At 66.3% G+C, this 25,964-nt stretch carries 26 protein-coding genes; 16 read left to right on the top strand and 10 right to left on the bottom strand.

Translation table 11 applies throughout. The features are described from left to right. Positions 1-41 precede the first annotated feature (41 nt). The 5 genes from gspK to gspG are packed head-to-tail and all read right to left on the bottom strand — an operon-like array spanning position 42 to position 2,928. Positions 42-995, bottom strand: a complete 954-nt coding sequence (gspK, locus tag AC2EBS_RS14215) for a type II secretion system minor pseudopilin GspK (protein WP_484729073.1) — start codon at positions 993-995, stop codon at positions 42-44. Next, positions 995-1,645, bottom strand: a complete 651-nt coding sequence (locus tag AC2EBS_RS14210; protein WP_484729072.1) for a PulJ/GspJ family protein — start codon at positions 1,643-1,645, stop codon at positions 995-997. Before AC2EBS_RS14210 ends, gspK begins: the two co-directional genes overlap by 1 nt. A gap of 2 nt (positions 1,646-1,647) precedes the next feature. Further along, the gene (gene gspI, locus AC2EBS_RS14205; RefSeq protein ID WP_484729071.1) at positions 1,648-2,022 is read right to left on the bottom strand and encodes a type II secretion system minor pseudopilin GspI; all 375 of its coding nucleotides are present in this window, start codon (positions 2,020-2,022) and stop codon (positions 1,648-1,650) included. Beyond that, positions 2,019-2,516: a pilus assembly FimT family protein gene (locus AC2EBS_RS14200; protein WP_484729070.1), complete on the bottom strand. Its 498-nt coding sequence runs from the start codon at positions 2,514-2,516 to the stop codon at positions 2,019-2,021. The genes gspI and AC2EBS_RS14200 overlap by 4 nt, the downstream gene beginning before the upstream one ends. Then, complete coding sequence (gene gspG / locus AC2EBS_RS14195; RefSeq protein WP_484729069.1) at positions 2,488-2,928, bottom strand: type II secretion system major pseudopilin GspG; 441 nt, start codon at positions 2,926-2,928, stop codon at positions 2,488-2,490. The genes AC2EBS_RS14200 and gspG overlap by 29 nt, the downstream gene beginning before the upstream one ends. A gap of 51 nt (positions 2,929-2,979) precedes the next feature. Between gspG and AC2EBS_RS14190 the strand changes: the two genes are divergently transcribed. Further along, a complete protein-coding gene (locus AC2EBS_RS14190; protein ID WP_484729068.1) occupies positions 2,980-3,552 on the top strand; it encodes a hypothetical protein in 573 nt (190 codons plus the stop codon). A gap of 14 nt (positions 3,553-3,566) precedes the next feature. Here the strand turns inward: AC2EBS_RS14190 and AC2EBS_RS14185 are convergent, their stop codons facing one another. Both AC2EBS_RS14185 and ilvA read right to left on the bottom strand, forming a co-directional pair. Continuing rightward, positions 3,567-4,658, bottom strand: a complete 1,092-nt coding sequence (locus AC2EBS_RS14185) for a nicotinate-nucleotide--dimethylbenzimidazole phosphoribosyltransferase (protein WP_484729067.1) — start codon at positions 4,656-4,658, stop codon at positions 3,567-3,569. A gap of 80 nt (positions 4,659-4,738) precedes the next feature. Then, entirely contained in the window at positions 4,739-6,322 is a 1,584-nt protein-coding gene (ilvA, locus tag AC2EBS_RS14180; RefSeq protein ID WP_484729066.1) for a threonine ammonia-lyase, biosynthetic, read from the bottom strand. Between the two features lie 392 nt (positions 6,323-6,714). On the opposite strand from ilvA, the gene AC2EBS_RS14175 reads away from it, so the two are divergent. Then, positions 6,715-7,137: an OsmC family protein gene (locus tag AC2EBS_RS14175; RefSeq protein WP_484729065.1), complete on the top strand. Its 423-nt coding sequence runs from the start codon at positions 6,715-6,717 to the stop codon at positions 7,135-7,137. Here the strand turns inward: AC2EBS_RS14175 and coq7 are convergent, their stop codons facing one another. Beyond that, entirely contained in the window at positions 7,138-7,818 is a 681-nt protein-coding gene (gene coq7, locus AC2EBS_RS14170) for a 2-polyprenyl-3-methyl-6-methoxy-1,4-benzoquinone monooxygenase (RefSeq protein WP_484729064.1), read from the bottom strand. 268 nt (positions 7,819-8,086) lie between these two features. Between coq7 and AC2EBS_RS14165 the strand changes: the two genes are divergently transcribed. The 7 genes from AC2EBS_RS14165 (at position 8,087) to AC2EBS_RS14135 (ending at position 15,310) form a co-directional block, all read left to right on the top strand. Beyond that, the gene (locus AC2EBS_RS14165; protein ID WP_484729063.1) at positions 8,087-9,076 is read left to right on the top strand and encodes a porin; all 990 of its coding nucleotides are present in this window, start codon (positions 8,087-8,089) and stop codon (positions 9,074-9,076) included. Positions 9,077-9,105: 29 nt separating this feature from the next. Further along, positions 9,106-9,978 carry a DUF3047 domain-containing protein gene (locus AC2EBS_RS14160; protein ID WP_484729062.1) on the top strand — a complete coding sequence of 291 codons (873 nt, stop codon included), beginning with the start codon at positions 9,106-9,108 and terminating at the stop codon, positions 9,976-9,978. Between the two features lie 183 nt (positions 9,979-10,161). Beyond that, on the top strand, positions 10,162-11,145 hold the full coding sequence (locus tag AC2EBS_RS14155; RefSeq protein ID WP_484729061.1) for an ABC transporter permease: 984 nt from the start codon (positions 10,162-10,164) through the stop codon (positions 11,143-11,145). 4 nt (positions 11,146-11,149) lie between these two features. Next, positions 11,150-12,361 (top strand): M20 aminoacylase family protein, encoded by a 1,212-nt coding sequence (locus AC2EBS_RS14150; protein ID WP_484729060.1) that lies wholly within the window; start codon positions 11,150-11,152, stop codon positions 12,359-12,361. Continuing rightward, the gene (locus AC2EBS_RS14145; protein ID WP_484729059.1) at positions 12,361-13,305 is read left to right on the top strand and encodes an ABC transporter permease; all 945 of its coding nucleotides are present in this window, start codon (positions 12,361-12,363) and stop codon (positions 13,303-13,305) included. Before AC2EBS_RS14150 ends, AC2EBS_RS14145 begins: the two co-directional genes overlap by 1 nt. An 8-nt stretch (positions 13,306-13,313) precedes the next feature. Next, positions 13,314-14,309, top strand: a complete 996-nt coding sequence (locus AC2EBS_RS14140) for an ABC transporter ATP-binding protein (protein ID WP_484729058.1) — start codon at positions 13,314-13,316, stop codon at positions 14,307-14,309. After that, positions 14,306-15,310 (top strand): ABC transporter ATP-binding protein, encoded by a 1,005-nt coding sequence (locus tag AC2EBS_RS14135; RefSeq protein ID WP_484729057.1) that lies wholly within the window; start codon positions 14,306-14,308, stop codon positions 15,308-15,310. The genes AC2EBS_RS14140 and AC2EBS_RS14135 overlap by 4 nt, the downstream gene beginning before the upstream one ends. A 12-nt stretch (positions 15,311-15,322) precedes the next feature. Here AC2EBS_RS14135 and lptM read toward each other — a convergent pair whose 3' ends face one another. After that, entirely contained in the window at positions 15,323-15,457 is a 135-nt protein-coding gene (gene lptM / locus AC2EBS_RS14130) for an LPS translocon maturation chaperone LptM (protein WP_484729056.1), read from the bottom strand. A gap of 118 nt (positions 15,458-15,575) precedes the next feature. Here lptM and cyaY point away from each other — a divergent pair, with 118 nt between their 5' ends. Continuing rightward, positions 15,576-15,932 carry an iron donor protein CyaY gene (gene cyaY, locus AC2EBS_RS14125; RefSeq protein WP_484729055.1) on the top strand — a complete coding sequence of 119 codons (357 nt, stop codon included), beginning with the start codon at positions 15,576-15,578 and terminating at the stop codon, positions 15,930-15,932. Positions 15,933-15,980: 48 nt separating this feature from the next. Here cyaY and AC2EBS_RS14120 read toward each other — a convergent pair whose 3' ends face one another. After that, the gene (locus AC2EBS_RS14120) at positions 15,981-18,389 is read right to left on the bottom strand and encodes a penicillin-binding protein 1A (RefSeq protein ID WP_484729054.1); all 2,409 of its coding nucleotides are present in this window, start codon (positions 18,387-18,389) and stop codon (positions 15,981-15,983) included. 238 nt (positions 18,390-18,627) lie between these two features. On the opposite strand from AC2EBS_RS14120, the gene AC2EBS_RS14115 reads away from it, so the two are divergent. The 6 genes from AC2EBS_RS14115 to AC2EBS_RS14090 are packed head-to-tail and all read left to right on the top strand — an operon-like array spanning position 18,628 to position 25,955. Beyond that, positions 18,628-19,707, top strand: coding sequence for a pilus assembly protein PilM (locus AC2EBS_RS14115; RefSeq protein WP_484729053.1), 1,080 nt, complete (start codon positions 18,628-18,630; stop codon positions 19,705-19,707). Next, positions 19,704-20,306, top strand: coding sequence for a PilN domain-containing protein (locus AC2EBS_RS14110; protein WP_484729052.1), 603 nt, complete (start codon positions 19,704-19,706; stop codon positions 20,304-20,306). Before AC2EBS_RS14115 ends, AC2EBS_RS14110 begins: the two co-directional genes overlap by 4 nt. 7 nt (positions 20,307-20,313) lie before the next feature. After that, positions 20,314-21,015, top strand: coding sequence for a type IV pilus inner membrane component PilO (locus tag AC2EBS_RS14105; protein WP_484729051.1), 702 nt, complete (start codon positions 20,314-20,316; stop codon positions 21,013-21,015). Continuing rightward, positions 21,012-21,569 (top strand): pilus assembly protein PilP, encoded by a 558-nt coding sequence (locus AC2EBS_RS14100; RefSeq protein ID WP_484729050.1) that lies wholly within the window; start codon positions 21,012-21,014, stop codon positions 21,567-21,569. The genes AC2EBS_RS14105 and AC2EBS_RS14100 overlap by 4 nt, the downstream gene beginning before the upstream one ends. Beyond that, the gene (locus AC2EBS_RS14095; RefSeq protein WP_484729049.1) at positions 21,566-23,734 is read left to right on the top strand and encodes a type IV pilus secretin PilQ; all 2,169 of its coding nucleotides are present in this window, start codon (positions 21,566-21,568) and stop codon (positions 23,732-23,734) included. Before AC2EBS_RS14100 ends, AC2EBS_RS14095 begins: the two co-directional genes overlap by 4 nt. A 25-nt stretch (positions 23,735-23,759) precedes the next feature. Further along, entirely contained in the window at positions 23,760-25,955 is a 2,196-nt protein-coding gene (locus tag AC2EBS_RS14090) for an Ig-like domain-containing protein (RefSeq protein ID WP_484729048.1), read from the top strand. The last annotated feature ends 9 nt before the right edge of the window (positions 25,956-25,964 follow it).

Raw genomic sequence — 25,964 nt, 5'->3', positions numbered from 1 at the left:
TGTGGCGCTGCTGCGGCAGGCGCCATCCTGGTTTGTCGCGATCAGTTTCGCCCCGGCGACAGGTTGACGCGCTCGCGCTGCACCAGTCGGATGTTCAGGTCTTCCCGCCAGATCAGGGCGCGTTCTTCCTGCACGCGTTCGTCCAGCCGCAGGCGCGCGTTGACGAAGAAGTAGGACGAGTCCACCGCGACGCGCTGGTTTTCCAGCGGCGTGCCCTGCGGCAGTAGCGCCCCCACGGTCTCGATGCTCTTGAAGGGCTGGCTGCGGCGCCGTTGCACGATGGCCTCGGCCGACGCCAGATCGACACCCAGCACCGCGGCGATCACCTCGCGTGGCGCGGTGTTGAGGTTCAGTGGCGTGGGCCTGGGCAGCAGTGTCACGAGGGGCTGCAGGCGCCCCACCGTCTCGGGCTGCAGGCCCAGCCAGCGCAGCTGCGCGAGGCTGTGCGGGCGCAGCGGCGCGCCGCTGCCGTCGCCCTGGCTTGCGTAGGCGGCGCGCAGGCCATCGGCGATCAGCGCGACGTTGTGCGCGCCTATGCCGGCGCTCTCGCACAGCTGCGCCAGCGTGGCACGCTCGCGGGCGGCGCCTTCGCCGGCGGCGATCAGGTTGCGCAGGTTGTAGCGCGACTGCGCATCCTCGATCGCGCCGGAGAGAAAGGCCTCGGGGCCGTCGTCGGCCGCCGAGACGCCGCTGCCCGCCTCCGCGGCGAGAAAGGTCGAGAGTCTGGCCTCGGCCAGCGGCACCGCCCAGACCTCGCCCAGATGATCGACAGGCTCGTTGCGCTTGGCGCGGGCGTCCTCGCGCAGGATCAGCCGCGCCCAGTCGAGCGCGCCCTGCAGGATCCACGCGCCCTGCGCGCGTGCGCGCTCGGCCGCTTCGATCTGCACCGCGCGGTGCTGACGCCAGACCATGGCGGCGCTGAGACTGGCCACCAGCGTGACGATGAGCATCGCGGTGAGCAGCGCTGCGCCCTGCTGAAGTCCTGCGCGCTTCATCAGGGCTGCTCCAGCTCGATCTGCCGTGTCAGCCGGCCTTGCAGCTCGCTGCCGGGGGCGAACTCCAGCAGCAGGCGCACGCCGGAGGGCAGCGCGCGGCGCGGTGCCGAGGCGGGCGAGCCCGGTGCGGGCGGCGCCGTGCCGGCGTCGGCCTGCTCGTCGCCACTGGACTGCGCATTGCTCCAGCTGTTGTTGCGGTAGTAGTAGAGCTGCCAGGACGCCAGGCCTTCGAGCACGAGCAGCTGCCGCTGGTCCTGGGCCAGCGCCTGCCGGCTCATCGCATAGGCCTCGCTCAGCGCCGAGCGGGTGTTCAGCACCGGCGACTCCCAACGCTGCAGCCGACCATTGCGCAGACTCCACATCACCACCTGCAGGCCGTCCGCCTGGCGACGGGTGAGCAGCAGGCTGGCACCATCGAAGGCCAGCGGCTCGACCAGGCCGCTGTCCTGCAGCTGGCGCAGGTCGGTTTCCCATTGCGACAGCACCGTCTGCAGCCGCTCAGTGCCGAGCAGGCGCTGCTGGCTGATCTCGCGGCTGCGCAGCATGCCGTCGATGCCGCGCCAGGCGATGGTGGTCATCGCCGCCATCAGCGCCAGCGCGACCAGCACCTCGACCAGCGTGAAACCCGTTGAGCGTGTTCGGCACGACATCTTCAGTACCGCCCGACGATGGTGGAGATGCTCAGCAGCGGCACCGCCTCGGGCGTGGCGATCTGCGCATCGACGCGGCGGAAGTTCGGGTTGGGCGTGGGCCGCACCACCAGCCGGCCCATGTAGTCGCGCCCCAATTGTTGGCAGACGAAGTCGCTGTCGCCGATGGAGGGGAACTGTCGGCTCAGGCGCAGCTCGGTGAGCTGGTTCTCGGCGCACCACTGGGCCGCCAGCGTCTGGTCCAGCCGCTCGGCATTGGCGGTGAGCGCGCCTGCAGCCTTGACGCCCGCTGCCAGCGTGATCGCGACGATGGCCAGTGCCACCAGCACCTCGATCAGCGTGAAGCCGGTGCTCGCGGCAGCAGGCGGGCGGCTCAACGCGCCACCTCCGCATCGTCGCTGCGCAGCTGGAAGGGGGCCAGGCCATCGGTGCTGAGCAGCACGCGACGCTCGCCCAGGCGCAGGCGCAGCTGTTGCGCACCGATCAGCGGCTCGGGGCCGAGGCGAATCGAGCCGGTGCTGCCGGCAATCTCGACCACCGGCGCTTCACCCAGCCAGCGGCGCGGCAGCTGCACGCCCGGCGGCAGGCCGGTGAAGCGGAACTGCTCGCCCGAGGCATCGCGCACCGGCATCCACGCAACCGGCAGGCCGCTGACGCGCGCCTCGGCACGTGCGGTCTCGAACAGTGCGGCCAGTCGCTCGCCTTCGCGCTCCAGCTGCGTCGCGGCGGAATCGCGCAAGGCCAGGGCGATGGTGGCCGAAGCAATGGCCAGCAGCGCCACGACCACCAGCAGCTCGATCAGCGTGAAGCCGCGTGCAGCGGTGGCGTCGGCCCGACGGGTCTTACTGCCAGGAGCCGATGTCGGCGTCATTGCCTTCGCCGCCGGGTTGGCCGTCGGCGCCGAGGCTGTAGACATCGACCTCACCCTTCACGCCCGGTTGCTCGTACAGATAGGGGCGGCCCCAGGGGTCGTTGGGCAGCTTCTCGATGTACGGCTTCCAGTTCATCGGCTGCGGGCCGGTCGTGGGCTTGCGCAGCAGCGCTTCCAGCCCCTGCTCGCGCGTCGGGAAGCGCTGGTTGTCGAGCTTGTAGAGCTTCAGCGCCTGCATCAGGTTGTTGACGTCGGTGCGCGCGGCGGTGACGCGGGCATCGTCGGCCCGATTGAGCACATTGGGCACCACCAGCGCCGCGAGGACGCCGATGATGACCAGCACGACCAGCAGCTCGATCAGCGTGAAGCCGGTGACGGCGGAGCGAGGACGGCGCAGCAATTGGGTTCGCATTGGTGGGCAGGCGCAGGGCTTGGTCGGGGTGGGCTGAATCATAATCGCCGCATGCCTGTCCGATTGCTCACCCTGCTTGTCTGGGCCCTGCTTGCCGCCAGCGCGGCCTACTGGGGGCTGCGCCTGTTTACGCGCCCCTTGCCGGTGCCGGCGCAGGCTGTCGCGGTGGCCGAACTCGCGTCGCCGGTGGCCGACCTGTCGCGACTGCTCGGACGCTCGGCGCAGCCGGTGCAGAGCTCCGTCAGCGACGAGCTGCCGCAGGATGCGCGCTTCCGGCTGTTGGGCGTGGTGGCGCCGAAGAGCGGTCTGGCCGCACAACAGCAGGAGGGCGTGGCGCTGATCGCAATCGATGGCGGGCTGCCGCGCGCCGTGCGTGTGGGCGCCGCGGTGGAGGGCGAGCTGCGCCTGCTCTCGGTGGATGCCCGCTCGGCGACGCTGGGGCGTGGCGATGTGCTGACGCTGCGGCTGCAGCTCGAGGCGCCGCCGCCGGCCGCCACCGGTACGCTGCAGTCGCTGACCAGCCCGGTGCCGCCACAGGCGCCGCCGCTGCCGCAGCTGCCCACGGAAAACCTGTTGCCGCCGGCACCGTTGCCGCAGCCCGCGGGACAGCCTGCCGATCGCTGAAGCCGGCTGGCCGCTCAGGGGCGTGACAGCGGTCCGTTGATCGTCTGCGTCAGCACCGGCAGCTCGGAGCCCGAGCTGGCGTGGTGCGGTGCTTCGGCGGGCTCGTGCAGCTCGCTTAGCAGGGCGGCGGCGCTGCGGATCAGCGGCCAGGCCAGCGCCGCGCCGCAGCCATCGCTGCTGTGCATGCCCAGCTCCAGCAGCGCCGAGGCGCGGAACAGTGCCATCGCCTCGTCCAGGCCGTGGCCTGCATGGCTGCGGCAGAACACCGCGTAGTCGGTCACCGGCGGCGCGATGCTGGCGGCGATCTTCAGCGCCGCGCAGGCCGCGATGCCGTCGACGATGATCAGGCTGCGCTTGCTGGCCGCCACCAGCATCGCGCCGACCATCACGGCGAGCTCAAAGCCGCCCAGGGCTGCAAGCACTTCCAACGGTTCGCTGACATCGCGGTGGCGGGTCAGCGTGTTCTGCAGCATGGTCAGCAGCCGGGTGACTTCGTCGGCCGGCCGGCTGGGATCGGGGTCGATGAAGTTGCCCACCGGCACCTGACCCAGCCGGGCCAGCACCAGTGCGGCGCTTTCTTCCGAGCCCTGGCCCAGGCCGGCACAAGCCAGCGCATTGCCCTCGAAGCTGTCGGCGATCTCCATGCCCACGCGCACGCCGGCATGGGCCTGCTCCAACGTCATCGCCATGCCCAGGCGCGCGTTGCGCGTGCCGTGGGCGATCTTGCGCGCGTGCAGCTGCGGATGGGCTGACAGCTGCTCGGCCATGCCGCAGTCGACCACACTGAAATGCAGGCCATGCAGGCGCGCGAACACCGCTGCGGGCAAGCGGTGCTGCAGCGCCAGCTGAGCCTGCTGGCGCGTGGTGTGGCCGTGCAGCAGGCGTATGCCTTCGACGGCCAGGCCGTGGTCGGCAGCGAAGAGCGCCAGCGTCGGTTCCTTGAAGCGCGGTGTCAACGTGTTCTGCACCAGACCCAGGCGCACGGCGAGCGGTTCGAGCTCGCCCATGCTGCCGCTGATCGCGGCTCGACGGTCCAGGCGCTCGCGCAAGGCCCGCTCCAGCTGGGCGTTGGCGGTGGGCGAGATCAGCGACTGGTGGATCGGCATGGGGCGTTGTGCATTCGGGTCGCCGATTGTTGCGGGTGCCGCTCGGCGGCGGCAAGCCCGCAGATCCGGGTCAGCGCGGCTTAGCGCAGGAACAGGCGGTAGACGGGGTTGTGGGTCTCGTCCTCGAAGGGGTAGTTCAGTCCGGCGAGGAAGGCCTTGAGCGCCGCCCGGTCGCCGCGCGGCACCTGGATGCCGACGAGGATACGGCCGTAGTCCGCGCCCTGGTTGCGGTAGTGGAACAGGCTGATGTTCCAGTCCGGATGCATGCTGGAGAGGAAGCGCATCAGCGCGCCGGGCCGCTCGGGGAAGATGAAGCGGAACAGGCGCTCGTCCTTGGCCAACTCGCTGCGCCCGCCGACCATGTGCCGCACATGCTGTTTGGCCAGCTCGTCGTTGCTCAGGTCCACGGTGGGGAAGCCGTGCTTGACGAAGCTTCTGGCCAACCTGTCGGCTTCTTCCCGCTTTGCGATCGACACGCCGACGAAGATGTGCGCCGCGTTGGCGTCCGAGATGCGGTAGTTGAACTCGGTGACGCTGCGCGGACCGAGCAGCTCGCAGAAGCGCTTGAAGCTGCCGCGCTCCTCGGGGATGGTCACGGCGAACAGCGCCTCGCGGGCCTCGCCGACCTCGGCACGCTCGGCGACGAAGCGCAGGCGGTCGAAATTCATGTTCGCGCCGCAGGTGATCGCCACCAGGGTCTGGCCCTTGGCGCCGGTCTTGGCGACGTACTGCTTGATCGCCGCCACGCCCAGCGCGCCGGCCGGCTCCATGATGGAGCGGGTGTCTTCGAAGATGTCCTTGATCGCGGCGCAGACCTGGTCGGTATCGACGAGCACGTAGTCGTCGACCAGCTCGCGGGCGATGCGGAAGGTTTCCTCGCCGACCAGCTTGACCGCGGTGCCGTCGGAGAACAGGCCCACGTCGTGCAGCTGCACGCGCTTGCCGGCCTTCACCGAACGGGCCATCGCGTCGGAATCCTGGGTCTGCACGCCGATCACCTTGATCTCGGGGCGCAGCGCCTTGATGTAGGCCGCCACGCCGGCGATCAGGCCGCCGCCGCCGATGGCGACGAAGACCGCGTCGATCGGTCCGGGATGCTGGCGCAGCAGCTCCATGGCGATGGTGCCCTGGCCGGCGATGACGTCCGGGTCGTCAAAGGGATGGACGAAGGTCAGGCCCTGCTCGCGTTCCAGCTCCAGGGCGCGCCCATAGGCGTCGCTGAAGCTGTCGCCGTGCAGCACAACCTCGCCGCCGAGGGCCTGCACTGCATCGATCTTCACCTTGGGCGTGGTCACCGGCATCACGATGACGGCGCGGCAGCCCAGTTTCTTGGCCGACAGCGCGACACCCTGGGCGTGGTTGCCGGCAGAGGCGCAGATCACGCCGCGGGCGCGGGCCTCGTGGCTGAGGTGGGCCATCTTGTTGTAGGCGCCGCGCAGCTTGAAGCTGAACACCGGCTGCTCGTCCTCGCGCTTGAGCAGCACCTTGTTGCCCAGACGCTTGGAGAGATTGCGCGCCGAACCCAGCGAGGTCTCGACCGCGACCTCGTAGACGCGAGCGTTGAGGATGCGCTGCAAATAGCTGTCACCGCTCGGAATCAACGCCGGCTGCCCTGTCTTGCTGGGGCTGCGGCGGGTGCGCTTCGACGAGGCGGGGGCGGCCATTGGGCGGTTCTCCAGGGCGGGTATTTGCGGCGCTGCATCATAAGCGAGGCCCTGGCGCCGCCCTGTCGGCAGCCTTGCAGCAGCGCAAGGCGCGAAAAAAAGCCCGAGTCCTTGCGGGCTCGGGCTGAATCCACCATGGAGGCGGTGGAGGAGACAAACGGTGCGTCTGAAAACTCGGTGCCGGGCCCAGTCTGGAGCCGACCAATCGTTTCGTCGACAGCGTGCATGCATTGTAAGCCTCAGGAATGTTGCGGTGCAATATTCAGGTAGCCATTTCTGCAACTTTAGGTATCGCCCTCCAGTCAGAGCGTGTGACGAATGTCGCGGACAATGCATCTGCCGCCGGTTTCGGAAGCCGTTTGTCCCGGCGTGCGACGGAGAACAAGACAGCGATGGAATGCACGATCAACTGGATGGGCACGGACGGCATGGCCTTCGTCGCCCAGACCGGCAGCGGCCACATGCTGGCCATGGATGGCGCGCCTGAGGGCGGCGGCCACAACCTGGCCCCGCGGCCGATGGAGACGGTGCTGGCTGGCACCGGCGGATGCACTGCCTATGACGTGGTGCTGATTCTCAAGCGCGGCCGCCACGATGTGCGCGGTTGCCAGCTCAAGCTCAGCGCCGAGCGAGCCGACAGCGACCCCAAGGTTTTCACCAAGATCCACATGCACTTCATCGTCAGTGGCAAGGGTCTGAACCTTGCTGCGGTGGAGCGCGCTGTGGCGCTGTCGCACGAAAAGTACTGCTCGGCGAGCATCATGCTCGGCAAGACGGCCGAGATCAGCACCTCGGTGGAACTGGTCGAGATTTGATCAGATGTGGTGGGCCGTGCGTGTCATCACGCCGGCCGCCATACGCATCAAGCCTTTGATCGGCGCGGGGAGTTCTCGGCCTCCGGCGGCCAGCGCCTCGTCGGCATGGCGGACCTCGTCGGCTTGCATCTGCGCCACGATGGTCCGCGAGGGCTGGTCCGCTGCGGGCAGACGATCCAGGTGGCCGGCCAGATGCTGCTCGACCTGCCGCTCGGTCTCCACGACGAAGCCCAGGCTCCAGCGGTCGCCGGCCAGTCCTGCCAGCGTGCCGATCGCAAAGGCGCCGCCGTACCACAGCGGATTCAGGAAGCTGGTGTGGCTGTCGAGCTGCTGCAGGCGCTGCTGCGTCCATGCCAGGTGGTCGACCTCGTCCTGCGCTGCCTGGGCGAGATGCTCGCGCAGCGCCGGGTCGCGGCAGACCAGCGCCTGGCTCTGATAGAGCGCCTGAGCGCAGACCTCACCGACATGGTTGACGCGCATCAGCGCTGCAGAAAGCCGGCGCTCTTCGTCGGTCAAGGCGCTGTGGTCCTGGCTGCCGGCCGGGTTGGCGCGGCTTGCCCGATGGCTGCCCGACAGCGTGCGCAGCGCGGCATCGACGCTGCACAGCAGCCTGTCGGTCGCCGACAGCCTGACGGACGCGGTGCGCGCTGCTGCAGGACTTGCGGTGGATGGGGTACTCATGGCTGCAAGTGTAGTTTTCGTCGCCGAATTGGGCGCGAGCGACGGCCCGGAGCGGTTCTGCAAGTTAGAGCAAAGCTGCACAAATCGATGGTCTGCGGGACGTTGTTTGCCGACAACGAAGCACATCGAATTGTCATGGTGCTTCTGGTCAGCCCCGGTTCGCTCTGGTGCAATACACTCAACTTCCGTTGAGGAGGTTGCGCCTGATCGGTTCCTGCCAGGGGACTCTGCAGATCAGGGCCTCTAACTACCTTAGGAGATACACCCAATGAAGAAATCCCTGATCGCTCTGGCCGTGCTGGGCTCGCTGGCTGGCGCTGCCTCGGCCCAATCGTCGGTGACCATCTACGGCATCATCGACCTCGGCGTTTCCAAGATCAACAACGGCACGACGCAGCTGAACCTCAGCCCCGTCGTGCTGGGCGCTCGCGATGTGTGGACGATGCGCTCGAGCACCAGCTCGCGTCTGGGCTTCCGTGGCACGGAAGACCTCGGCGGCGGCATGAAGGCCAACTTCCTGATCGAGCATCGTCTGGCTCCGGACCAGGGCACTGCCGAAAACGGCACCGTCGGCATGTGGCACGGTTCTTCGTGGGTCAGCCTGAGCGGCAACTTCGGTGAAGTGCGTCTGGGCCGTCAGTACACCCAGGCCTTCTTCACGGCTCTGGCTGCCGACCCCTGGGGCTATGACTACAACGTCGCCGGCGCTGCTTCCTGGACCCGTGGCGCTAGCGGTGGCACCGAGTACACCCGTCGCGACAACATGATCACCTACCTGACCCCGAACATGAGCGGCTTTACCGCCCAGGTCGGTGTTGCCGCTGGTGAAGGTGCTGCCGCCGGTGTCGGCCGCAACGTTGGCTTCAATGTTGCCTACGCGCAGGGTCCGCTGCAGCTGGGCTTCGGCTACAACGACAGCGACAACGCGGTGAATACCCGCTTCTGGGTGGCCCAGGCTGCCTACAACTTCGGCGTGATCCGTCCGATCGTGTCGTACTCGACCAGCAAGGTCGGCTCGGTCGACACCAAGGCTTACACCATCGGTGCTACCGCTCCTATGGGTGCCAACGGTCAGCTGAAGCTGGTCTATGCCGGCAAGAACCCGGACGGCTCGAACAACGACACCAGCAAGTACGGTATCGGCTACCAGTACAACCTGAGCAAGCGCACCAGCCTGCACGTCGATCTGGGCAGCGCCAAGACCGACAACCTGACCCGTGCGACCGGCTACGAAGCTGGCATCAAGCACATGTTCTGATGCTGCGGCCCGCGTCCTGCGGGCCAGGCATGGAACAATCGAGCCGCCCGCAAGGGCGGCTCTTTTTTTGCCTACCCGCCCCGGCGGTGTGGTGTCGACGGCAAGACCATCGGTCACGCGTTGTGATGCTGAATCAGTTCTCCATGCCTGCGTTCGTGCCTGCATTCCGCGGTATCCGGTCTTCCTTGATCCTGCTCGGGCTTGTCCTGCTGGGAGCTTGTTCCACGGTGCGAGAGGGCCAGCCTCCTCGCGGACAAGTTCCGGCGCAGCAACTTGCAAGCTGGTCGGCTCAGGTCTTGCCGGGCAAGCGTGCGACGCACTACCAAGCTGCTCGACGCGGCGGTCGCGCCTGCCTGCTGGCTCGGGCGGAGCAATCCGCCAGCCTGTGGCGACGCCGGCTGGACATCGAAGCGGCGGCGATTGACCGTGTCGAATTCGAATGGTGGCTGGGCGGTGCTGCGCCGCAGGCCACGGTGACGGCGCCGGAGGTGGACGATGCGCCGGCGCGCCTGGTGCTGGCCTTCGATGGCGACGCTTCACGCCTTTCGCTGCGCAACCGGCTGCTCTTCGAGATGATGGAGAGCCTAAGCGGCGAACCGCCGCCGTTCGCGACGCTGATGTATGTGTGGGACGGGCAGGCTGCTGCAGGTACGGTGGTGGTCAATGCGCACAGTGACCGCGTGCGCAAGATCGTCGTCGGTTCGGGTGGCGGCCAGCAGGGGCAATGGCAGCGCTTCGAGCGAGACTTGCGCGCCGACTACCGACTGGCCTACGGAGAGGATCCGGGCCGCCTGATCGGCGTGGCTTTGATGACCGATGCCGACAACACGCGCGCGCGCAGCGAGGCCTGCTATGGCGAGCTGCGCGTGAACGGTCAGGCGAAAAGTGCCTGGACGGAGTGAGCCGCCTGCCGCTGTTGCGCATCGAGCCAGTCCGGGTTGGTGATCTAGGGGCTTTCCCCTTTGTCCGTGTCGGCCGTATTCGGGATCATTGCGCGCTTGTGACGCCGGCCCCCAAAAGGGTCCGGATCCTGCCGCGGCCCGGCGGCCTGGCGACCGATACCCTTGCACACCCGCAGCAGATAGATGCTCGTATTCATACTCAGACGGCTGGCGCAGGCCGCCGTCGTGATGCTCACCGTGGCCTTCATCGCCTTCATGCTCTTCCAGTATGTCGGCGACCCGGTCACCAATCTGCTGGGACAGGACGCAACGCCGGAGCAGCGCCAGCAGTTGCGTCAGGATCTGGGCCTGGACGCGCCATTTCCGGTGCAGTTCGCCACCTTCGTCGGCAATGCGGTGCAGGGCGAGTTCGGCCTGAGCCTGCGCCAGGGGCGCAAGGTGTCCACGCTGATTGCCGAGCGTTTCCCGGCCACGCTGGAGCTGGCGCTGGTCGCGGCGTTGATCGCGCTCTTCGTCGGCATTCCGCTGGGCGTGTATGCGGCGCTGCGGCGCGGCCGGTTCGGCTCGCAGCTGCTGATGACGCTGTCGCTGCTGGGCGTGTCCCTGCCGACCTTTCTGATCGGCATCCTGCTGATCCTGGTGTTCGCCGTCTGGTTGAAATGGTTGCCCAGCTTCGGCCGCGGTGATGTCATCGCCCTCGGCAGCTGGACCACCGGGCTGCTGACGCTGGACGGCCTCAAGCACCTGCTGCTGCCGGCGGTCACGCTGTCGGTGTTCCAGCTCACGCTGATCATGCGGCTGGTGCGCGCCGAGATGCTGGAGGTGCTGCGCAGCGACTACATCAAGTTCGCCCGTGCGCGCGGCCTGAGCGACCGCGCTGTCTACTTCGGCCATGCGCTGAAGAACACCTTGGTGCCGGTGATCACGATCACCGGACTGCAGCTCGGTTCGCTGATTGCCTTCGCCATCATCACCGAGACGGTGTTCCAGTGGCCGGGCATGGGACTGCTGTTCATCCAGGCGGTGCAGTTCGCCGACATCCCTGTGATGGCGGCCTACCTCTGCCTGATCTCCTTCATCTTCGTCACCATCAACCTGCTGGTGGACATGCTGTACTTCGCCGTCGACCCGCGCCTGCGTGTGGAAGGACGGGCGGGAGGACATTGACGCGATGTCGACCGACGCCTACCGCCGCCTCGGCGAGCTGCATGGCGAGCTCACCGCGCTTCGCCGCGAGCTGCACACCATGCCCGAGCTGGGCTTCGAGGAACGCCGCACCTCCGCGCGCGTCGTCGAGGCGCTGAAGTTGTGTGCTGTCGACGAGATCCATACCGGCATCGCCAAGACCGGCGTGGTCGCGCTGATCCACGGCCGCGGCGGGCCGGGCCGGCAGCTCGGCCTGCGTGCCGATATGGATGCCCTGCCTCTGCATGAAGAGGGCGATGTGCCGTGGCGCTCGGCCACGCCGGGCCTGATGCATGCCTGCGGCCATGACGGCCACACCACCATGCTGATCGGTGCGGCGCGCTATCTCGCAGCCACCCGCAATTTCGACGGCACTGCGGTGCTGATCTTCCAGCCCGGTGAAGAGGGCTATGCCGGAGCGCGCGAGATGATGCGCGAAGGCCTGTTCGAGCGCTTCCCGGTCGAATCCGTCTATGCGATGCACAACTGGCCGCAGCTGCCAGCCGGCCACATCGGGCTGAATCACGGCGCGATGATGGCTGCTTCCGACAAGGTGGAGATCACGCTGCACGGCCGCGGCGGCCATGGCGCGCATCCGCATCTGGCGGTCGATCCGGTGCTGATGGCCGGCCAGGTGATCACCGCCGTGCAGAGTCTGGTCTCGCGCAATGTGGCGCCCTTGGACCAGGCGGTGGTCAGCCTGTGTGCGCTGCGTGCCGGCGAACTGGGCGCCTTCAGCGTGATCCCGAGCAGCGCGACGCTGGTGGGTACGGTGCGCAGCTTCAAGCCTGCCGTGCAGCAGCTGCTCGAGGAGCGGCTCACCACCCTGGTCGAGTCCATCGCGCTGGGTCTGGGCGGCAGCGCCACGGTGCGCTACACGCGCAGCTACCCGGCCACGATCAATACGGCCCGCGAGGCGGCCTTTGCGGCGCAGGTCGCGCGGGGCTTGGTCGGCGCGGAACGGGTCAACGAGCAGCTGCCGCCCAGCATGGGCTCGGAGGACTTTTCCTTCATGCTGCAGGCCAAGCCGGGTGCCTATCTGCGCCTGGGGCAGGGCAGCGAGTCGGGTCCGAACTGTGGCCTGCACAACCCGCGTTACGACTTCAACGACGAGATCCTGCCGCTTGGCGCCGCGCTGTTCGCCTCGCTGGTCGAACAGGGTCTGCCGCTGGCCGCCACGGCCGCAACGGAGCATTGATGAGTTCCCCTGCTTCCACCGCTTCCGCCGCACCGCCCGGCGCGCTCAAGCGCTTCTTTGCCGGCGATGTCTGGCACTCCTTCAAGTCGTCGCCGACGGCGATAGCGGCGGCGGTGATCGCCAGCGTGTGCGTGTTCTGCGCCCTGTTCGCCGGCTACGTCGCCCCGCACAATCCTTTCGATCTGGCCTCGCTGGAGCTGATGGATTCGCGCCTGCCGCCGGCCTGGATGGAGGGCGGCTCGTCCAAGTACCTGCTGGGCACTGACGACCAGGGGCGCGACATCCTCTCGGCGCTGATGTACGGCGCGCGCATCTCGCTGTTCGTCGGCCTGGCCTCGGTCCTGCTGTCGATGCTGATCGGCGTCGGGCTGGGCCTGCTCGCCGGGTTTGCCGGCGGCCGCATCGACGCCTTCATCATGCGCGTCTGCGACGTGATGCTGTCCTTCCCGTCCATCCTGATCGCGCTGCTCATCGATGGCGTGGGGCGAGCCATGTTCCCCGATGCGCACGACTCGCTGGCCTTCACCGTGCTGATCTTCGCGATCGCCCTGTCCGGCTGGGTGCAGTACGCGCGCACGGTGCGCGGCTCCACGCTGGTGGAGCGCAACAAGGAGTACGTGCAGGCGGCGCGAGTCATCGGTGTGTCCTCGGGCCGCATCATGCTGCGCCATGTGCTGCCCAATGTGCTCGGGCCGGTGCTGGTGCTGGCCACCATTCAGGTGGCGGCGGCCATCATCACCGAGGCGACGCTGTCCTTCCTGGGTGTCGGCGTGCCGCCGACCAGCCCCAGCCTGGGCACGCTGATCCGCGTGGGCAATGACTTCCTCTTCTCCGGCGAGTGGTGGATCACGCTGTGGCCCGGCGTGATGCTGGTGCTGATCGCGCTGTCGGTGAACCTGCTGGGCGACTGGCTGCGCGATGCCTTGAATCCTCGCCTGAGATGAGTCGCGACATGACTGCACCCCTGCTCGAAGTCAGCCATCTGCGCGTCGAATTTCCGACCCGGCATGGCACCTTGCTGGCGCTGGACGACATCAGCTTCGACATCGCGCCCGGCGAGATCCTCGGCGTCGTCGGTGAATCCGGTGCCGGCAAGTCGCTGACCGGCGCCTCCATCATCGGCCTGCTGGACCCGCCCGGGCGCATTGCCGGCGGCGAGATCCGTCTGGAGGGCCAGCGCATCGACAACCTGCCTTATGAGCAGATGCGCAAGATCCGCGGTCGCAAGATCGGCGCGATCTTCCAGGACCCGCTGACGTCGCTGAATCCGCTGTACACCATCGGGCGCCAGCTCACCGAAACCATCCTGACGCACCTGCCTATGAGCGCGGCGCAGGCGCGCGCGCGCGCGATCGAGCTGCTGGAGCAGACCGGCATTCCAGCCGCAAAGCAGCGCATCGACCAGTATCCGCACCAGTTCTCGGGTGGCATGCGCCAGCGCGTCGTGATCGCGCTGGCCCTGGCGGCCAGCCCAAAGCTGATCGTTGCCGACGAGCCCACCACGGCCTTGGACGTGTCCATCCAGGCGCAGATCATCTCGCTGCTCAAGTCCGTGTGCCGAGAGCAAGGCGCCGCAGTGATGCTGGTCACGCACGACATGGGCGTGATCGCCGAGACCTGCGATCGCGTCGCAGTGATGTATGCCGGCCGCATCGCCGAGATCGGGCCGGTGCACGAGGTGATCCACCGGTCTGCGCATCCCTACACGGCCGGCCTGATGGGCTCGATCCCGGCGATGGATGAGGATCGCGAACGCCTGTTGCAGATCGACGGCGCGATGCCGCGTCTGAATGCGATCCCGCAGGGCTGCGCCTTCAACCCGCGCTGCCCCCAGGCCTTCGAGCGCTGCCGCAGCGAGCGGCCTGAGCTGATGGACGCTGGCGCCACCCGCGCCGCCTGCTGGCTGCGCAGCAGCCGGCCCGAAGCATCAAAGGAGCAGCTGCAATGAGTGGCGGCACCCGTCCCCTGGTCGAGGTGAAGGACCTGTCCAAGGTCTTCGATGTCTCGCCGCCCTGGCTGAATCGCGTCATCGAGCGCAAGGGTCGCCTGTACGTGCATGCGGTCGACGGCGTCAGCTTCGCCATCGAGCGGGGCAGGACGCTGGCCCTGGTCGGCGAGTCCGGTTGCGGCAAGAGTACTGTGGCCCGTCTCTTGGTGGGCTTGTACGAGCCGACGCGCGGTGCGGTCGCCTTCGATGGCGTGCAGACATCCGTGGCGTTGAAGGGCAGCGGCGCCAAGGCCCTGCGTCGGCGCATGCAGATGATCTTCCAGGATCCCTATGCCTCGCTGAACCCGCGCTGGAAGGTGCAGGACATCATTGCCGAGCCGCTACGCGAGCATGGGCTGATCACCGACTCGGCGCAGCTGCGCACGCGCGTGGGCGAGCTGCTGCAGTCGGTGGGCCTCTCGCCGGCCGACTGCGAGAAGTTCCCCCACCAGTTCTCCGGCGGGCAGCGTCAGCGCATCTCGATCGCGCGCGCACTGGCCACCGAGCCGGAGTTCCTGGTCTGCGACGAACCGACCTCGGCGCTGGATGTGTCGGTGCAGGCGCAGGTGCTCAACATCATGAAGGACCTGCAGCGCGAGCGCGGCCTGACCTATCTGTTCATCTCGCACAACCTGGCGGTGGTACGTCATGTGGCGGATCAGGTGGGTGTGATGTACCTCGGTCGGCTGGTCGAGCAGGCAGACAAGGCGCAGCTCTTCAGTGCGCCGCGCCATCCGTACACGCGCATGCTGCTGGATGCGATCCCCGACATCCACATGACCGGTCGCGCGCGCACGCCGGTGCAGGGCGAGGTGCCGAATCCGCTCAATCCGCCGAGCGGCTGCTCCTTCCATCCGCGCTGCCCGCATGCGAACGAGCGCTGCAAGAGCGAGCGTCCGCCGCTGCAGGAATTCCAAGGCGTGCGCGTGGCTTGCCACGCGGTGACCGAAGGGCGGATCTGAGCTCGCCGCGCTTCAGCGCGCTTGAGCAGCAGGGGCCGACGCGGCCGGCTTCGCGGCAGGCGGCGTAGCGGATTCATTGGGCAGCGTCAGCGGGCCTTTCTGGCCGCAGGCACTGAGAAGCAGGGTCAGCGCGAGGCCGGCTGCCATGCGCGCGGCCGGGCTAGACCCTGAGCGCGAAGCGGCCTCCGTCATGGGGCCTACACTTGCGGCTTGCGCCATGGGCGCACCAGTGTTGCTTGTCTTCATCCCCGGAAGTTTATCGGTCATGACCGCCCCCACCGCCACCCCGCTCAGCGACGCCGATTACCACGCCAAGGCTCACGCCGTGCTGGCACGCGTCGAGGCGCAGATCGACAGCTGGCTGGACGAGGATCTGATCGACATCGATACGCATCGCACCGGTGGCCTGCTGGAGCTCGCCTTCCCGAACCGCAGCAAGATCGTCATCAACACCCAACCACCGTTGCAGGAGATCTGGCTTGCGGCGCGTGCAGGTGGCTATCACTTCCGGCATGTGCAGGGCCAGTGGCTGGAGCGAGAGAGCCAGGAGTTCTTCGCGTTGCTGTCCAGGCTGGCCAGCGAGCAGGCCGGCAAGGCGCTGGTCTTCACACCCGGGGACTGACCGTCTTGTTGCCGAGGGCGGCGCGCAGCGCCGCGGTGGGCTTGAGCCCTAGCGCCTGAACAGGTCGAGGATGCTCTTCTTCTCTTCGTCGCTGGCGGCTTGCGGCACCTGCGAGGCGTCGTCACTCAGCTTGCGCACGCCGTCGGCGCCGACGTATTCGTCGTAGTACCAATCGCCGCCGCGCTGCACCACGCCTTCCGGCGGCTCGATTTCGTGCACCTCGACGTCACGCAGCGCGTGACGCATGTATTCGATCCACACCGGCAGCGACAGGCCGCCGCCGGTCTCGCGGCTGCCCAGCTTGCGCGGCTGGTCGTAGCCGATCCAGACCACCGCCACGGCTTCGCGCTGGTAGCCGGCGAACCAGGCGTCCATCGAGTCATTGGTGGTGCCGGTCTTGCCGTAGATGTCGCTGCGCTTGAGCGTGGCCTGCGCTTTGGCGGCGGTGCCGCTGCGCGTCACCTCCTGCAGCAGGCTGCTCATCAGGAAGGCGTTGCGGGCATCGATGACGCGTTGCGATTCGTCGACGACCACCGGCTGGGCCTGGAACAGCACGCGGCCCTGATGGTCGGTGATGCGCTCGATCAGGCGGGGTGTCACCTGGTAGCCGCCGTTGGCGAACACCGCATAGCCCTGCGCCATCTGCATGGGCGTCACCGAGCCGGCGCCCAATGCCATGGTCAGGTAGGCCGGGTGCTTGTCGGCCTCGAAGCCGAAGCGGGTGATCCACTGCTGGGCATACTCAGGACCGATGGATTGCAGCACGCGGATCGAGACCATGTTCTTGGACTTGGCCAGTGCGGTGCGCAGCGGCATCGGTCCCTCGAACGTGCCGTCGTAGTTCTTCGGCTCCCAGGGTTGGCTGCCGGTCGTCGCAGCGCTGAAGAACAGCGGTGAGTCATTCACCACGGTCGTGGGCGCGAAGCCGCGCTCCAGTGCGGCGGAGTAAATGAAGGGCTTGAAGCTCGATCCCGGCTGGCGCCAGGCCTGGGTGACGTGGTTGAACTTGTTCTTGGCAAAGTCGAAGCCGCCGACCAGGGCGCGCAACTCGCCGTTGCGCGGGTCCAGCGCGACGAAGGCGCCTTCCACCTCAGGAAGCTGGGTCAAGGTCCAGCTTTCTTCCTGCTGCTCCTTGCCGGCCTTGCGCACGGTCTTGACGGACTTGACCACGCGCACGATCGCACCGCGACGAATCTGCACCTTGGGGTTGCCGCGCTCGGCCAGCCCACTGGCCACCGGCTTGAGACCGTCGCCGACGACGGTGATCGTCTCGCCGCTTTGCAGCACCGCCTCGACCTTCTTGGGGTCAGCTGAGAGCACCACCGCTGCCAGCAGTTCGTCGTTGGGCGGATGGTCGGCCAGCGCCTCGGCAATACGCGCGTCCAGCGCCTTCGGGTCCTTGGGCAGGTCGACGTAAGCCTCGGGCCCGCGGTAGAACTGACGCTGCTCGTAATCGAGGATGCCGCGGCGCAGCGCACGGTAGGCCACCGTCTGGTCGCTGGCGCGCACCGTCAGATAGACGTTGAGGCCACGGGTGTAGGCCTCCTCGCCATACTGGGCAAAGATCAGCTGCCGGGCGACCTCGGCCAGGAACTCCGCGTGCATGGCGTTGTCGTTCACCCGCTTGAGCCGCAACACTTCGGCCTTGGCAGCCTCATGCTGCTCCTCGGTGATGAAGCCGTTGTCCAGCATGCGATCGATGATGTGCTGCTGGCGGATCTTGGCCCGGCGCGGGTTGTTGAAGGGGTTGTAGGCCGACGGCGCCTTGGGCAGGCCGGCGAGCATCGCCGCCTCGGCGATGCTGATGTCCTTGAGCGGTTTGCCGAAATAGATCTCAGCCGCGGCGGCGAAGCCGTAGGCGCGATGGCCGAGGAAGATCTGGTTCATGTAGATCTCGAGGATCTTGCGCTTGGGCAGCGCGTTCTCGATCTTCAGCGCCAGCAGGATCTCGTAGATCTTGCGCGTCAGCGTCTTCTCGGTGGAGAGGTAGAAATTGCGCGCCACCTGCATGGTGATGGTCGATGCGCCTTGGCTGCGCGACTCGGCGACGTTGGCCAGACCGGCACGGATCACGCCCAGATAGTCGACGCCACCATGCTGGTAGAAGCGTGCGTCCTCGATGGCGAGCACCGCGTCCTGCATCACTTGCGGGATCTGCTCGATGGGCAGGTAGTTGCGCCGTTCCTCCCCGAACTCGCCGAGTTGCACCGCGTCCGAGGTGAGGATGCGCATCGGCAGCTTGGGCCGATAGTCGGTCAGGCCACTGATGTCCGGCAAGTTGGGGTAGGCCATGGCCAGTGCCAGGCCGATCAGCAGGGCGATGCCGCCACAGGCGGCCACGGCAAGACCGATCGACCAGGCGAGCAGTCGACGCACGAGCACCAGTGGGGAGCGTCCGGCAGACGGCGTGGATTCGGACTTGGCTGTGGATGCGGTCTTGTTCTTGGCGGCGCTCATGGGGCTCCGATCGGGCTGCGCGGATTATAGAAAGTCGGCAATAAGCCCCATGAGTCAGGCTCAGTCGCGCTTTTCGCCTGTTTTTCCGGGTTTCATCGCGCCAGAATGCGTGTATGTTTCGCAACGCGGTGTTACTTGCTGTGACCGGATTTCCTTTCAGCGTCAACACCTTTGCTGCTAGCATTCAAGTAAGTTATTAATATCCGGCGCCTCAAAAGCGAGTTGGAGGATTCGCGTCATGGGAATACTTGACGTACTGCTGGGTCGCAAGCATCCGCCCATGATTGGTCTGGATATCAGCTCCTCCAGCGTGAAGCTGGTTGAACTGAGCCAGACGAAGGGCGGCGAAATCGTGCTCGAGCGTTTCGCCATGGAGTCCTTCGAAAAGGGCTGGATCACTGACGGCCAGATCGAAAAGTTCGACGAAGTGGCTGATGCGGTGCGGCGCTGCGTTGCGCGCAGCGGGGCCCGCACACGCGATGTCGCTCTGGCGATGCCTCAATCTTCTGTGATCACCAAGCGCATCATGCTTCCGGCGGGGCTGCGCGAGGAAGAGCTCGAGATCCAGGTCGAGGCCGAGGCTAACCAGTACATCCCGTTCTCGCTGGACGAGGTGAGTCTGGATTTCTGTGTGATCGGCCCCAGCCCTACCTCGGTGGGCGATGTGGAGGTGCTGATCGCGGCCTCGCGCAAGGATCGCGTGCAGGACCGTCAAGGTCTCGCCGAAGCCGCTGGACTGCATCCGATGGTGCTCGACATCGAGTCCCACGCCTCGCGTCTGGCGATGGGGCGACTGATCGCCAATCTGCCTGCAGGTGGCAAGGATGCACTGGTCGCGTTGTTCGAGATCGGTGCCGACACCACGAGCCTGAAGGTGCTTCGCGACGAGGAGATGCTGTACGACCGCGATCAGGCCTTCGGCGGCTCGCAACTCACGCAGCTGATTTCTCGGCAGTACGGCTTCAGCTTCGAGGAGGCCGAGCAGAAGAAGCTCGCCAATGATCTGCCCGACGACTACGAGACGGCGGTGCTGCATCCCTTCGTGGACAGCCTGTCGCAGGAGATCGGCCGAGCCTTGCAGTACTTCTTCACCAGCACGCCGCACCACAAGGTGCATTACGTGATGCTGGCCGGAGGCACGGCCACCTTGCCGGGCCTGAAAGAGCGGGTCACCGAGCTGACCGGCTTCGCCTGCATGGTGGTCAACCCCTTCGAGAACATGGCCCTTGGACCCGCCGTGCGTGAGTCCAAGCTGCGGCGAGAGGCACCGGCCTACCTGACCGCCTGCGGACTGGCGATGCGGAGGTTCTACCAGTGATCCTGATCAACCTGCTGCCGCACCGCGAGGAAAAGCGCAAGCGGCGCAAGCAAGCGTTCTTCCTGGGGATTGGTGTATCCGCGCTGGTCGGTGCGCTGCTCGTCGGCGCTGCTTATGTGCTGCTGGAGCAGCTGACCAGCCAACAGCGATCGCGCAACAACTATCTGAGCGCCGAGATCTCGCGGCTGGAGGCGCAGATCAAGGACATTGCCAACTTGCGCGCCGAGATCGAGGCGCTGAAATCGCGCCAGCGCGCGGTCGAGGATCTGCAGACCGATCGCAACACCCCGGTGCAACTGCTCAACGAGCTGTCGCGGCATACGCCTGAAGGGGTCTACCTCACCGGCATCAAGCAGGCGGACAAGACCGTCACTGTCAGCGGCGTCGCGCAGACCCAGGAGCGGGTGTCCGAGTTCCTGCGCAACACCTCGCGAAGTTCCGAGTGGCTGGAGCGTCCGGATCTGGTCGAGATCAAGCTGGCCAACCTGACAACCAGCGGTCGGGACCAGAAGCGCCTGTTCGAGTTCACCGCGCGGGTCACGATCAAGACGCCGCCGCGTGAGGCGCCGGCCAACGCGCCGGCCGGCAGAAAGACCTGAGACAGCCATGGCTAGCAAATCCCCTGCGCTGAAGATCGATCTGAATGCCTGGTTCGCCGATGTTGCGGACCAGTTTCGCGGGCTCAATCCCAACGAGCCGGGCCAGTGGCCTGTGCTGCCCAAGTTGGCGGCATTCCTGGCCGTGGTGCTTGTCGTTGTCGTTGTCGGCTGGCTGCTGCTGCTCTCCGATGTGCAGGCGGGTCTGGACGCTGAGCGCGAAAAGGAACCCAAGCTCAAGGACGACTTCAGCATGAAGTTGGCCCAGGCGGTCAATCTGCCCGAGCTGCGCAAGCAGAAGAGCCAGGTCGAGGAATACGTCACCCAGCTGGAGAAGCAGCTGCCCGGCAAGGCCGAGATGGATGCGCTGCTTTCGGACATCAACCAGGCGGGTCTCGGCCGCGGTCTGCAGTTCGAGCTGTTCCGTCCCGGCCAGGTGGTGATCAAGGACTACTACGCCGAGCTGCCGATCTCGCTGCGCGTCTCCGGTCGCTATCACGACATCGGCTCGTTCGCAGCCGACGTCGCCAACCTCTCGCGCATCGTGACATTGCACAACCTCAGCGTTGTGGCGCCCACAGGCAAGGATGCGGGCTCAGGCTCGTTGAGCATGGAAGCTACCGCGCGCACCTATCGTTACCTGGACGCTGCAGAGGTGGCCGAGCAGAAGGCTTCCGCAGCCAAGGCCGCCAAGCCCGGAGCGAAGAAATGATGATCTCCTCGCTGCGTACTCACTCGGCCGGGTCCCGGTTGTTGGCCGGTGCTGCCGTGCTGCTGGCCCTCGCCGGCTGCGCCTCTGACGTCGACGAGTTGCATCAGTGGATGGAGCAGCAGCGCCGCGAGGCCAAGCCCAGCGCCCAGCCTCTGGTGCCGCCGAAAAAGTTCCTGCCGCAAGCCTATGAAGCCGGCGCCGGCGTCGATCCGTTCAGCCAGCAGAAGCTCAGCGTGGCGGTGAAGCAAGAGGCCACGCAGCCGAATTCGCTGCTCACTGCTGAGATGAGCCGTCGGCGCGAGCCGCTGGAGGCCTATCCGCTGGACAGCATGGCCATGGTGGGAAGTCTGACACGCAGCCAGCGGCGCTATGCCCTGCTGAGGGTCGACAACCTGCTGCATCAGGTCAAGACCGGCGACTACATCGGTCAGAACTTCGGCCGGATCACCCAGATCACCGAAACCGAGATCAGCTTGCGAGAAATCGTCCAGGACGCAGCAGGCGAATGGATCGAGCGCACCAGTACCCTCCAGCTGCAGGAGAAGGGACGATGAAGACGAGTACCCAGAAGAACATGAGGATGAGCCACTGGCGCGCCCTGGCACTGGCCTGCGGCCTTGGAATTGCGGCGTCCGCGTCGGCATTCGCGCAGAACGTGATCCGCGCGATCAATTCCGTGCAGCAAGCTGGGGCCGAGGTCGTGCGGATCGAACTGGCCGAGTCCTTGACCGAGTTGCCGCGCGGCTTCACCGTGCAGACCCCGCCGCGAATCGCCATCGATCTGCCGGGCGTGGGCAGCGCCTTGGGCCGCAATGTCGTGGAGATCAACCAGGGCAATTTGCGCTCCGCGAGCGTGGCCCAGGCAGGCGAGCGCACCCGGCTCGTGCTGAACCTGCGCCAGGCCTCGGGCTATCGCGCCGAACTGCAAGACAAGGCACTGGTGCTGATCCTCGACGCCGCGCCCGCCATGGCCAGCGTGGCCGAGGGCGAGCCGACGCGCTTCGCTCCGAGCCTGAACGCCAGCGCGCAGACGCTGCAGGACGTCGACTTCCGCCGCGGCCCGGATGGCAGCGGCCGCGTCATCGTGAACCTGCCGAGTAATCAGGTCGGCGTGGACATCCAGCAGCAGGGCCAGAGCCTGGTTGTCGAGTTCCTGCGCTCGACCCTTCCCGAGAAGCTGCGTCGTCGCATCGACGTGACGGACTTCGGCACGCCGGTGCAGACGATCACCACTTCGCAGAGCGGCGAGCGCGTGCGCATGGTGGTTGAGCCCAAGGGGTCCTGGGAGCACAGCGCATATCAGAGCGACAACCAGTTCGTGCTGGAGGTCCGTCCGCAAAAGGTCGATCCCAACAAGCTGACCCAGGGGCCGGGCTATGCGGGCGACAAGCTCTCGTTGAACTTCCAGAACATCGAGGTGCGGGCGCTGTTGCAGGTCATCGCTGACTTCACCAACTTCAACGTGGTCACCAGCGATACCGTTACCGGCAACGTGACGCTGCGTCTCAAGGACGTGCCATGGGATCAGGCGCTGGACATCATCCTGCAGGCTAAGGGCCTTGGTCTGAAGAAGTCTGGCAACGTGTTGTGGATCGCCCCCAAGGACGAACTGGCCGCGAAGGAGAAGCTCGATCTCGAAGCCAAGGCGCAGATTGCCCAGCTCGAGCCTGTGCGCACTCAGTCCTTCCAGCTGAACTACACCAAGGCCGAGGAAGTGGCCAAGGGTCTGACCGGCCAGAATGCCGCCCAAGGAGGCGGCGGACAGAACAACTCGCGCATCCTGTCGCAGCGCGGCAGCGTCATTTACGAGACACGCACCAACCAGCTCTTCGTCACGGATATCCCGTCCAAGCTCGAAGAGGTGCAGGGAATGATCGCCAAGATCGACGTGCCGGTGCGCCAGGTACTGATCGAGGCTCGCATCGTCGAGGCCGACGACAAATTCGGCCGCTCGCTGGGCGTCAAGCTGGGCTCGCAGGACCTGCGCGGCATCCAGGGAGGCATTCCGGGCTACAACGTTGGGGGCAACAACTACATCACGCTGGGTGGCAACTACTCCGCGGTTGGCGCCCAGACCAATCAAGGTCCGGCGCAGAGTTATTCCAACAGCCAGTTCGTGAACCTGCCGGCCAATGTGTCGTCCGACACCTTCGGCGGCAGCTCGGCCGCGTCGTTTGCGCTCTCGCTGTTCAGTGCCAGCGCGAATCGTTTTCTGAACCTCGAGCTCTCGGCGCTGGAAGCCGACGGCAAGGGCAAGATCGTGTCCAGCCCGCGCGTTATCACCGCCGACCAGGTCAAGGCGCTGATCATGCAGGGTGAGGAACTGCCCTATCAGGTGGCCACCTCCAGCGGCGCGACCTCGATCCAGTTCAAGAAGGCTGTGCTCAAGCTCGAGGTGGTGCCGCAGATTACGCCGGAGGGCAATGTGATCCTCGACGTGGATGTCAACAAGGACAGTCGCGGCACGCTGACCCCTCAGGGTTATGCGATCAACAACAAGCAGGTGCGTACGCAGGTGCTGGTCGAGAACGGCGGCACGGTGGTGATCGGCGGCATCTACACACAGGAAGAGCGCGACGACATCTCCAAAGTGCCGCTGCTTGGTGATGTTCCGGTGATGGGCAATCTCTTCAAGAGCAAGTCACGCGTCGCTACCAAGACCGAGCTGCTGATCTTCCTCACGCCGAAGGTCGTCAGCGATCGGGTGACTGTCCGCTGATCAGGGGGAGCCGGCAGGCCCAGCCATGCCGGCCAAGCAGGAGTTCAATGCAATGAAGACAAGTGATCATTCCGGCCGAGCCGGCCTGAAGTCAGTAGCCATCGGCGCCATGCTCGCCATGGTGCTGAGTGCCTGCGGCGGTGGCGGCGAAGCCGGCACGCCGGTTGTCGGCGGCGGCACGGGGGGCGGCAGTGGTGGTGGCGCCACGACTACCGATGTGGTGACGGTGGGGGTGGCCTTGTCGTCGGTGACGGTGACTGCGGGTGCGCCCTCGACGGTATCCGCGACGGTGAAGAATAAGGCGGGCGCGGGCGTTCCGGGTCTGGTTGTGAAGTTCTCCACCGATGCAGGGCTCGGTGCCTTCAGCGCGCCGTCTGCGTTGACCGATGCGAACGGCGTGGCCTCTGTCGTGCTGTCGCCCGCTCAGCCATCGGCCACCGGCGCGGATCTCGTCAAGGCCACGGTGACCTATCTCGACAAGGACTACTCCGGCTCGACGGGCTTTCAGCTCACTGCTACAGAAGTCAATATTGCCTCGTTCACCTCGGACGTCAGCAATCTCTCTGCCTACGGCCAGGCCAACCTGACCGTGACGCTGTCGGGCACCAGTGCCAGCAGCGCGGTCAGCGTGGCGATCAATTCGGCCTGTGCCACGCAAGGCAAGGGCACGATCACGCCGGCCACGCAGACCACCACCACCGGCAAGGCGACCTTCACCTTCCGTGATGGCGGCTGCGGTGCGGTGAACGCTCGTGAGAACCTGCAGGTTTCGGTGGTGGGCACATCCAAGACGCAGACGCTGAGCCTCCCGGTCAGCTCGCCTCTGGCTTCCAGCATCGGCTTCATCTCCGCTTCGCCCACCAACATCTATCTGCGTGGTTCGGGCCTGATCGAGAACTCGAACGTCACCTTCCAAGTCAAGGATGCCGCCAACAACGGCCTGCCCGGACAGACGGTGGTGCTCGAACCTGACGTGCTGGTCGGGGGACTGACCCTCGACGGCGGCAGCGCCGCAGTGTCCAAGCTGACGGACAGCGAAGGCAAGGTCATCGTCCGCGTCAACTCGGGCACCGTGCCGACGCCTGTGCGCATCAAGGCCACGCTGCAAGGCAGCAATATCTCCACGGTGTCCAGCGCGCTGGCGATCGCCGTCGGCCTGCCTTCGCAGCTGAACTTCTCGCTGGCTCAGCAGACGACCAATATCGAGGGCTACAACATCGACGGGGTCACCAATACCTACACGGTGATCGCGTCCGACCGCCTCGGCAACCCGGTTCCCGATGGCACGGCGATCAACTTCGTCACCGAAGGTGGTCAAGTCCAGGCCATCCGTCAGACCGCCACCAGCGACAAGGGCATCGCCTCCGCCACGGCCAACTTCGTCAGCTCCGAGCCGCGGCCGGCCGACGGGCGCGTGACTGTGGTGGCCTATGCGCTGGGTGAGAAGTCCTTCTTCGATCAGAACGGCAACAACGTCTACGACCTCGGCGAGGACTTCCAGGATCTGGGTGACATCTATCTGGATCGCAAGTACGACGGTTTCTACAACGGCGTCGAGGACCAGTTCATTTCGCTCAGCACCAATGGCTCGCAGTCCAGCAAGTCCTGCCTGGCGGCGGCGGCGCCCTTGATGCAGGTGGGCAAGGACATTCCGTCGCGGCCGGAAACCTGCAGCCAGACCTGGGGACGTGCCTATGTCCGTCGTGCGATCCAGACCATCTTCTCGACTTCTGGGGCGCGCCCGGTGTGGCCCGCTGGGAGTTGGCCTGATCAGGTCTACGGTAGCTGTGCTGTGACGCCGCAGTTGCTCAAGGGCTATGCAGGTGACCAGCCCTTCTATCGTGAGGATGGTATTGACCCAGCGTCCTTCGATGGACGGCACCCTCTGTTCGGTTCAGGCACCTTCTACACCGGCGGTGGGCGCAGCGGCTTCATTACCTTCACTTTGGCTGACGCCAATGGTGTGGCCTTCAACCCCATGGCTGCTGGCACCACGATCACTGTGGCGACGACCGATGGCCTGAGCGCCAATGTCCAGGGGGGCTCGCCAGTGGCGAACACTTCGCGCCCGGGCAATGTTTCTGTCAGCTTCAAGTTCGACGACAAGACAGATAGCGGCACGCTGACGGTGAACATCAAGTCGCCCAGTGGCCTGACGACGTCGGTTGGTCAAGCGCTGGTGGTGGCTGCGTTCCCGGCTACCGGCCGGTGCAGGCCCTGAAGCTCGCGC

The sequence above is a fragment of the Roseateles sp. T103 genome (assembly GCF_057219915.1).
Note: the sequence above shows the minus strand (reverse complement) of the source record. Positions and strands in the feature narration are given on the sequence as shown.